The following is a 7,204-nucleotide window of genomic DNA, read 5'->3' on the forward strand; positions in this document are numbered from 1 at the left end:
TCCGCGACCGCCGGGCGGCGCCAAGGCGCCCATGCCGACGGAGGCGGAATTCCGCAAGGCACTGACACCGATCAGGAGCTTCGCGACCAAGCACGGGCGGACCGCCCCGACGCTGCAGGAAACCGCGCCGCAGGCGAAGGCCGCCGCCAGAACCCATATCGTCAGGATGCGTTGCAGATTGACCTGCATCGACAGCACCAGAGCCACGCTCTTCCGATAGAGATGATCCTTCACCACACGCACCATGGAAACCGGACCTCCGTCAGACGTCTGCCTTTTCGTCCGCGACTATGGGATATGTTGGTAAACGCCCAGTAAATGCCGGAGCGCGCCGAAATATCCTTCCATCCGTAAATATGGGGGCGACCGGTGCAAAAGGAAGCGACCGCGCTCACTTGCGCGGGATGGTGATCCTGATCGTCGTCCGCCCGCCGATGTTGCGCAGGAACACCTCGCCGCCCAGCGCCTGTATCCGGCGCATCAGCGACCGGGACGACACGGCGCCGCTTGATCCCAACCGCGCCATGTTGGGAACGCCATTGTCGCTCACCTGCAAGGCGATCCGGTTGCCATCCGGCTCCAGCGCGAATTCAACGGAACTGGCCTTGGCATGGCGAACCGCGTTGGCGACGATCTCCCGCACGGCGAAGCTCAGTTCCCGGCCAATCATCGCCGTGGTCGCGCAATTGCCATCCTCCACCTTCAGCTCGCAGCTGATCCCCCACTGCTCCCCCAGCGAGCGAACCACCATCGCCAGCGTTTCAGGCAGATAGGCGAAGTCCTCCTCATCGACTTCGGGGTTGATGATCCATCGGATCGTCGCGATCTGGTCCTTCGCGATGCGGTCGACATTTTCGATCACCGGACGCGGTTCGACCGGCTGGCCAGCCAGCAAAGGTGCAACCTGGAAACGGATGCTCGCCAGCGCCTGAAGGACGCTGTCGTGCAGTTCGCGCTGCAACCGCTCGCGTTCGCGCGCGCCGGCAATGACGTGCGCATGATCGAGGCTGTTGCGCACCATCAACTCCTCGCACGCGCTTTCGAACACGCGCTGCGCGATCGCCACGATGTCCTCGTGACAGGGATCGTCCAGACAGGCGCCGCCTACCGCCTCGAACGTGCCCAGCGTCACCCGCACCGTCAGCACGGTGTCGGCCCCCAGCAAAGCGGTCCAGGCCTGCCCTCCGGCCGACAACGGACCAATGGCGGATACGCCGTCGGGGGCGAGCGAGATGGAAGCATCCCGGTTCCGGTCGTGCCAGCCCGTGTCGGCGGTCAGCAGATTGCCAAAACCCGCGGGTGCCGCGGTCTGCGCGGTACTGCTGGCGAAGCGCAACGGATCATGGCTTGCGATGCGGAACAGGACGGCGAAGCTTTCTCCGCCCGTCGCCAGTTTCAGCGCCTGAAGCAGAAAGGTTCCGGCGTCGCTCTTGACTGGCGGCAAATGCCCTTCCGCCAACCAGCTCCCGCGCTCATGGGCCAACAATGTCTCGCGGCGCGGTCCCAGCAGCACGCCGGTTATGACAACCGCCACCACCAGATAACAGACCCGCAGGACGGTCCGTTCAATTTCGGGTTCCGGCGGCAGCAGCGCGATATCATCGAGCCATGTCACGCCAAGCAGCGCGCCCACGACGAGCAGCACGACCAGCAGGTGAAGACGCCGCCTCACGATCAGCGCGACCTCTACCGCGACGAAGAAACTGCCTGAAAAATAGGGGCTGTTCGACGGGTTGGTCACGACCAGCAACAGCAGGAACAGCGCGGCATCCAGGAATATCACGGGCCTGCGAATGCGCATGTCGATGACCCAGGAGCGCCCGGACAAAAGGACGGCAGCCGTGGCGAGCACCGCCATCAGCACGACCACCGCATGTTCGGCTATCTCGGCCCAGGATCTTGCACTGGAGAAGGAAAAGCTGACGATGCAATAAATGACGGCCAGCAGCAGCCGCGTCACGTTCAGCGTATGCCAGGGGCGGAGCGCCGACAGGGCCAGCATGTTCCACCGGCTCACCCTGCTGGCAAACTCGCTCCGCCCATGCATCGTCCGATCATCCCCCTTGGGCCGAACATTTCTCGTCCACTTTCTTATGAGGATGAAACCGGCATCGCGTCAAATGGCGATCCGGGGGCGTGCAGCGAGGCGATCCTTTCCCTGAGTCCGCAACCGCGGCGAAAGGGGCATGGATCTTCAACCGTGAAAATAGTCGTAAACCTGCTGCGCGACGGCTTTCGATACCCCAGGCGCCTTCAGCAGATCTTCCAGCGCCGCGCTTTTCACGGCCTTCGCCGTCCCGAAATGCATCAGCAGCGCCTTTTTGCGCGACGGGCCGATGCCGGGCACTTCGTCCAGCGAACTGACGGTGATCGCCTTGCTGCGTTTTTGCCGGTGCGCGCCGATGGCGTAGCGGTGCGCCTCGTCGCGCAGTCGCTGAAGATAGAAGAGCACGGGATGGTTGAGCGGGAACATGATTTCCCGCCCGTCCGGCATGTGGAATATCTCCCGCCCTTCGCGGCCATGATGCGGTCCCTTGGCGATGCCGATCATGCAGACATCCTCTATGCCCATATCCTCCAATATGGCGCGTGCCGCCGACAATTGCCCTTTCCCGCCGTCGATCAACACCAGATCGGGCCACTCGCCGCCATCGCGGTCCGGGTCTTCTCTGGCGGCCCGGCCGAAACGCCGCTCGAACATCTCGCGCATCATCGCGAAATCGTCGTTCGACGTTTCGGGATTTTTCATGTTGAACTTGCGATAGGCATTCTTGCGGAAACCTTCCGGCCCGGCCACCACCATCGCGCCCAGAGCATGAGCGCCCTGAATGTGGCTGTTATCGTATATCTCTATCCGGTCGGGGACGCCGTCGAGACCGAAAGTCTCCACCATCTCTTCCAGAATCTTGGCCTGCGTCGTCGTTTCCGCAAGGCGCCGGTCGAGCGCCTCCACCGCGTTGCGCTGCGCCTGTCTGATGAGACGGGTGCGGTCGCCGCGCTGGGGCACTTCAATACGCACCCTGGAGCCGATGCGCTCGGTCAGGGCCTGCGCCATCAACTCGCACTCGGCGGGCGCGCGGTCGGACAGGATGAGCTTCGGCGGCGGCACTTCCTCGTAAAATTGCGCCATGAAACTCGCCAGCACCTCATCCTCCGCCACATCCGCCGTGTGGACGGGGAAAAAGCTGCGATGCCCCCAATTCTGCCCGCCGCGAATGAAAAAGGCCTGGATGCACATCGCTCCGCCCTTCGTGGCCAGCGCAAAGATGTCCGCGTCGCCCAGGCCTTCCGCGTTGATGGCCTGACTGCCCTGAATGAAGGTCAGCGCCTTCAGCCGGTCCCGCAGCACCGCTGCCTGTTCGAAATCGAGCGCTTCAGAGGCCGTTTGCATCGCCTCGCCCAGCTTCTTCTGCACGGCGGTCGACTTGCCGCCGAGAAAATCCTGGGCGTCCTTGACCAGTTCGCCATAGCTGGCGTCATCGATCCGGCCGACGCAGGGGGCCGAGCACCGACGGATCTGATAAAGCAGGCAGGGGCGCGAACGATTGGCGAAAAAGCTGTCGGTGCAGCTGCGCAGCAGAAACAGCTTCTGCAACGCGTTGATCGTACGCGTCACGGAACCGGCGCTGGCGAAGGGGCCATAATAGCGCCCCTTATATTTGCGCGCGCCGCGATGCTTCTGCACGCGGGGGAAATCATGATCTTCACGCAACAGAATGAAGGGGAAGCTTTTGTCGTCGCGCAACAGCACATTATAGGGCGGACGGAACCGCTTGATCAGCTGCGCTTCCAGCAGCAGCGCCTCCGCCTCGCTGTTGGTCGTGACGATGGTCATGGACCGGGTTTGCGCCACCATGCGCTGCAACCGCTTGGGCAGGCGATCGACCTGCGTATAGTTGGTCACGCGATTGCGCAGCGCCCGCGCCTTGCCCACATACAGCACGTCGCCCCGCGCATCCTGCATGCGATAGACGCCAGGCCGCGTGGGCAGGGTCTTGAGCGTCGTCCGGATTGCCTCGACCCCCGCCTCCATGTCGGGCTGGCTGCCCGTGACCGTGAAGGTTGCCTTGTCTTCATGAAAGCGATCGGGAGATTGCGGGCGCGACATGCGGCAGAGATAGCGGCACCGGCGGGGATCGCAATGGCTCCGGATAAAATCGCCTTGCCCCTTTGATCGCCACAGGCGGCTTACTATCTGTCGGCGACCGCCCGGCAAAGGGACGGCATCCCACCCATTTACGCGGCCCATCCGCCAAGACCGCGCACTCACCCAAGAAAGGACCAATCATGGTCGTAAAAGCTTATGGCGCCCATGCCGCCGACAAGCCTCTCGAACCCATCGACATCGAACGCCGTCCCGTCGGCGCCCATGACGTCCAGATCGCCATCGCCTATTGCGGCGTCTGCCACTCCGACCTGCATCAGGTCCGTTCGGAATGGGGCGGAACGCTCTATCCCTGCGTTCCGGGCCATGAAATTGTCGGCCATGTCACGGCCGTCGGAGAAGCGGTCACCCGGTTCGGCATCGGCGACACGGTCGGCGTCGGCTGCATGGTCGACAGCTGTCAGCATTGCGCTTCGTGCGACGAAGGGCTGGAGCAATATTGCGAAAACGGCTTTACCGGCACCTATAATGGCCAGACGCCGGACGCCCCCGGCCACACGCTCGGCGGCTATTCGCAAAGCATCACGGTCAGCGACAAATTCGTGCTGAAGATCAGCCATCCGGCTGATCAGCTGGCCGCAGTCGCGCCGCTGCTCTGCGCGGGCATCACCACCTACTCACCGCTGCGCCACTGGGATGTGGGTCCGGGCAAGAAGGTCGGCATCGTGGGTATCGGCGGTCTTGGCCATATGGGCATCAAGCTGGCCCACGCGATGGGCGCTCATGTCGTGGCGTTCACGACGTCGGAAAGCAAACGGCAGGACGCGCTGGATCTGGGCGCGGACGAGGTCGTCATCTCCCGCGACGCGGACCAGATGGCAGCGCAGGCCAACAGTTTCGACTTCATCCTGAACACGGTCGCGGCCAGCCACAATCTGGACTCGTTCACCGGCCTGCTGAAGCGCGACGGCACGCTATGTCTGGTCGGCGTACCGGAACATCCGCACCCCTCACCCAATGTCGCTGCGCTGATCTTCCGTCGGCGGGCGATCGCGGGATCGCTGATCGGCGGCATTGCAGAAACGCAGGAGATGCTGGATTTCTGCGCTGAAAAGGGCATCACCGCCGACATCGAGATGATCGCCGCGCAGGATATCGAAGCCGCCTATGAGCGGATGGTGAAGAGCGACGTCAAATATCGCTTCGTCATCGACAACGCTTCGCTGGCGGGGTGAAGGCAGGCGGCAGGAACGCCACGGACCATGCATGAAGGTCCTAAGGAGGCGGAGACGGCATCTTCGCCTCCTTCGACCAAGTCAGAGCGTTGGGTGATTGTAAGCGGTCCAGGGATCGGCCGCCCCGCCCAATCCAATGCGGTCCTGAAGCGATCTCCGGTCAGATGGCCGCATCCGACGGTCAGGAATGGCGGCACAGCATATGAATAGAGCAGTCGCTCTGAATGAGTAAAATCGACCGCTTTCGCTTCATTCCATTCGGGAAAGCCTCTCTGCTTCGCTTCTGCTGGAAGAAGCAACGACTGAACGGGGTGGCTTAAGATCGTTCATGGCGCATCACATGAAAAAGGCCGGCACACCATGCGCGCCGGCCTCTATCTTTTCCACAATCTCGTCGATCAGATGCTGGGACCAAGTCCATTGATCGCGCTGTCAACCAGCGCCTTGTCTGACTTGGCATCGTGCCCTTGGGCAATCAGGGTCGCGGCGGCGTTCGTCGCGGCGGTCACTGCCTTGGTACGAATCCCTGCGATCGCTGCACGCTCAGCCGCACCGATCTTGTCCTCGGCCATTTTCTGACGGCGAGCCACCAGCGCGACGGCATTGGCCTTGGCGTCTTCCAGCAGCGTTTCCGCTTCATGCTCGGCCGACTTGCGCATGGCTGCGGCTTCACCGGCGGCAGCCGCCAGCTTCGCTTCATATTCAGCCTTCAGCGCTTCGGCCTCGGCGCGCAGCTTGGAGGCCTCCTCCAGTTGCGCCTTGATCTGGGCGATCCGGCCATCCAGCGCGCCGCCGATCAGGCCGGGCACCTTCTTGAAAAGCAAGATAGCAATGAAGATCGCCATCGCCAGGCTGACCCATGCCGTGGCATCCATGCCCACCGCCTTCGGATCGCTGTGCGGAGCGACGCCTTCATGCGCCACAGTGCCGACCGGCTCCATGCCTTCGCTATGGATCGCCTCATCGAGATGCGGAGGCTTAGCTCCACCCTGCTCTGCTGTGCCCGGAGTTCCGGCGCTTTGTGCTGCTGCCTCAGCCATGGGCCAGTGCCGCCTTTACTGCGTTGCGGGCTGCTTCGTCCGACGCATTCACGCCGGAAATGCGAGCCACCATGTCGCGCGCTGCATCAGCGGCAACGGTTTCAATCTCTGCCATGGCTGCGTCCGACGCAGCCTTGATACGGGCTTCTGCAGCACCGATCTGACCCGCAATGTCCGCGTCTGCGGCTGCGAGCTTGGCTTCGGAAGCCTTGGCGGCATCCGCCTTGGCCTTGGCCAGCGTCGCCTGAGCCGCGGCGCGGCTTTCAGCATCACGAGCGCGATAATCCGCTTCGGCTTCGTCCGCGCGGGCGAAGGCCGCCTTGGCGGCATCCAGATCGCCGGTGATCTTCGCGTCGCGCGCATCGGCCGTCGCCTGCACCTTGGGCACCATGCCCAGACCGATGACGAAGAAAACGAAACCGAAGGTCAACAGCAGCCAGAAGATCTGCGATGAATAGGTCTCGGCAATTTGCGCGATTTGAGGCATTTTTCGGTCCGTCCGATCAGGGCGCGGTCAATCAGAGGGTGGGCGGCACCGACCCTAAAGGTCAGCCCCGCCCGCCCTAAAGCGGCTTCAGGCCACGAACACCAGGATCATGGCGATAACGAACGCCAGCAGACCCAGAAGTTCCGCAGCGGCGAAACCGATGAACAGACGGCCCTGCTGACCATCGGCAGCGCCGGGATTGCGCAGCGCGCCTTCAAGGAACGAGCTGAAGACGTTGCCCACACCGAGGGCGGCAATGCCCGCACCGATCGCGGCCAGGCCAGCACCGAGCAGCTTTGCGGCTTCTGCGTCCATGTCGTAAACTCCCTTTTCCAAA

The 7,204-nt window shown here is 63.0% G+C and carries 6 protein-coding genes and 1 pseudogene; 1 reads left to right on the forward strand and 6 read right to left on the reverse strand.

Going from position 1 to position 7,204, the window contains the following annotated elements; all coding sequences use genetic code 11:
* The 3 genes and pseudogenes from ACFC3J_RS21445 to uvrC all read right to left on the reverse strand — a co-directional run.
* Positions 1 to 246: pseudogene (locus ACFC3J_RS21445) on the reverse strand (hypothetical protein); the annotation flags it as partial.
* 145 nt (positions 247 to 391) lie between these two features.
* Positions 392 to 2,017: a sensor histidine kinase gene (locus tag ACFC3J_RS21450; RefSeq protein WP_375198006.1), complete on the reverse strand. Its 1,626-nt coding sequence runs from the start codon at positions 2,015 to 2,017 to the stop codon at positions 392 to 394.
* A 177-nt stretch (positions 2,018 to 2,194) separates the two neighbouring features.
* Positions 2,195 to 4,108 (reverse strand): excinuclease ABC subunit UvrC, encoded by a 1,914-nt coding sequence (gene uvrC, locus ACFC3J_RS21455; RefSeq protein ID WP_375198007.1) that lies wholly within the window; start codon positions 4,106 to 4,108, stop codon positions 2,195 to 2,197.
* 179 nt (positions 4,109 to 4,287) lie between these two features.
* Between uvrC and ACFC3J_RS21460 the strand changes: the two genes are divergently transcribed.
* Positions 4,288 to 5,340: an NAD(P)-dependent alcohol dehydrogenase gene (locus ACFC3J_RS21460; protein ID WP_375198008.1), complete on the forward strand. Its 1,053-nt coding sequence runs from the start codon at positions 4,288 to 4,290 to the stop codon at positions 5,338 to 5,340.
* A 398-nt stretch (positions 5,341 to 5,738) separates the two neighbouring features.
* On the opposite strand, the gene ACFC3J_RS21465 is transcribed toward ACFC3J_RS21460, so the two are convergent.
* The 3 genes from ACFC3J_RS21465 to ACFC3J_RS21475 form a co-directional block, all read right to left on the reverse strand.
* Positions 5,739 to 6,380, reverse strand: coding sequence for a F0F1 ATP synthase subunit B (locus ACFC3J_RS21465; protein WP_375198009.1), 642 nt, complete (start codon positions 6,378 to 6,380; stop codon positions 5,739 to 5,741).
* Positions 6,373 to 6,867, reverse strand: coding sequence for an ATPase (locus ACFC3J_RS21470; protein WP_375198010.1), 495 nt, complete (start codon positions 6,865 to 6,867; stop codon positions 6,373 to 6,375). Before ACFC3J_RS21470 ends, ACFC3J_RS21465 begins: the two co-directional genes overlap by 8 nt.
* An 87-nt stretch (positions 6,868 to 6,954) precedes the next feature.
* The gene (locus tag ACFC3J_RS21475) at positions 6,955 to 7,182 is read right to left on the reverse strand and encodes a F0F1 ATP synthase subunit C (RefSeq protein WP_004207392.1); all 228 of its coding nucleotides are present in this window, start codon (positions 7,180 to 7,182) and stop codon (positions 6,955 to 6,957) included.
* Positions 7,183 to 7,204 lie beyond the last annotated feature (22 nt).

The organism is Sphingobium sp. (genome assembly GCF_041987595.1).
In the GTDB taxonomy this organism is placed as follows: Bacteria; Pseudomonadota; Alphaproteobacteria; order Sphingomonadales; family Sphingomonadaceae; genus Sphingobium.